The sequence below is a fragment of the Nocardioides sp. genome, assembly GCF_004803405.1.
GTDB classification, from domain to species: domain Bacteria; phylum Actinomycetota; class Actinomycetes; order Propionibacteriales; family Nocardioidaceae; genus Nocardioides; species Nocardioides vastitatis.
Window position 1 is genome coordinate 1 of record NZ_SSXI01000062.1, and the last position, 1,345, is coordinate 1,345.

Annotated in this window: 3 protein-coding genes; all 3 read left to right on the forward strand. The window is 73.2% G+C overall.

Features of this window, described 5'->3' with window-relative positions; translation table 11 throughout:
* Nucleotides 1-237, forward strand: a 237-nt coding sequence (locus E7Z54_RS04380) for a hypothetical protein (protein ID WP_206056006.1), incomplete at its 5' end; no start/stop codon positions are given.
* A gap of 31 nt (nucleotides 238-268) precedes the next feature.
* Nucleotides 269-760: a cyclic pyranopterin monophosphate synthase MoaC gene (gene moaC, locus E7Z54_RS04385; RefSeq protein WP_136431795.1), complete on the forward strand. Its 492-nt coding sequence runs from the start codon at nucleotides 269-271 to the stop codon at nucleotides 758-760.
* Entirely contained in the window at nucleotides 757-1,245 is a 489-nt protein-coding gene (locus tag E7Z54_RS04390; RefSeq protein ID WP_136431796.1) for a MogA/MoaB family molybdenum cofactor biosynthesis protein, read from the forward strand. Before moaC ends, E7Z54_RS04390 begins: the two co-directional genes overlap by 4 nt.
* The last annotated feature ends 100 nt before the right edge of the window (nucleotides 1,246-1,345 follow it).

Genomic DNA, 1,345 nt, shown 5'->3' on the forward strand with positions numbered 1-1,345 from the left:
CAGCGTGCGACGCTCGGCGCCCCGGTGCAGGCGACCGACCGCACCGTCCTCCTCCCCGCCGCGTACGACGACCACGGCCGGGTCTCCCCGCTGCCCGGCCACGCCGGCCACTCCCAGCGGTTGCTCGCCGAGGCCGACGCGCTGCTCGTGGTACCCCCGACGGGCGTGCTGCTGGCCACCGGCGATGTCGTCGAGGTGATCGGGCTGGCCTCGCGGTACGACACCGCCGGGTGTTGACTGTCTGTTGTTCGATCTGGACGGAGGACTGATGACCCAAGGCCCCGAGCCCGCCCCCGCACGGCTCACCCACGTCGACGAGTCGGGCGCCGCGCGGATGGTGGACGTGTCGGCCAAGGACGTCACCACGCGTGAGGCGACCGCGTCCGGCCGTGTGCTCGTCTCGTCCGACGTGATCGCGCTGCTCCGCGGCGAGGGTGTGCCGAAGGGCGACGCCCTCGCGGTCGCTCGCATCGCCGGCATCATGGGCGCGAAGCAGACGCCGACGCTGATCCCGCTGTGCCACCCGCTGGCGATCTCCGGCGTCTCCGTCGACCTGTCCGTCGCCGACGACGCCGTCGAGATCTCGGCGACCGTGCGGACCACCGACCGCACCGGCGTGGAGATGGAGGCGCTGACCGCGGTGTCCGTCGCCGCCCTCACCGTCGTCGACATGGTCAAGGCCGTCGACAAGGGCGCCGTGATCTCCGACATCAGGGTCGAGGCCAAGTCCGGTGGCAAATCCGGGGACTGGTCCAGATGAGCTCACCGGAGGGCCTGCCCGCCGCCGTCGTGGTCGCCTCCAACCGCGCCGCATCCGGGGTGTACGACGACACGACCGGACCGCTGATCGTCGATGCCCTGCGGGGACTGGGCTTCCAGGTCGAGGATCCCGTCGTGTGCCCGGACGGGGAGCCTGTCGGCGAAGCCATCCGCGCCGCGGTGGCCGGGGGAGCGCGGGTGGTGCTGACGACCGGCGGCACCGGACTGACGCCGACCGACCTCACCCCGGAGGTCACCGGGCCGCTCCTCGACCGGGAGGTGCCGGGCCTCGCCGAGGCGATCCGCGCGGCCGGCGTGGCCAAGGGGGTGCCGACCGCTGCTCTCTCGCGCGGCCTGGCGGGTGTCGCCGGGCGGGCGCTCGTGGTCAACCTTCCTGGCTCGCGCGGCGGGGTGAAGGACGCCCTCGACGTCCTCGCGCCGGTGCTCGGGCACGCGGTCGAGCAGATCGTCGGGAGTGACCATTGAGCAGCGACGCCCGCCGCAAGCAGCAGCCGAGGGATCGGATGATCGTCGGGATGCCGGGTCGAGCCTGGCCCAACGAGCTGATCTCGGGCACCGACCCGGT

Excerpts from the sequence above, each read along its gene's own strand:
- moaC (WP_136431795.1), top strand. The coding sequence starts at position 269 with ATGACCCAAGGCCCCGAGCCCGCCCCCGCACGGCTCACCCACGTCGAC.
- E7Z54_RS04390 (WP_136431796.1), top strand. The coding sequence starts at position 757 with ATGAGCTCACCGGAGGGCCTGCCCGCCGCCGTCGTGGTCGCCTCCAAC.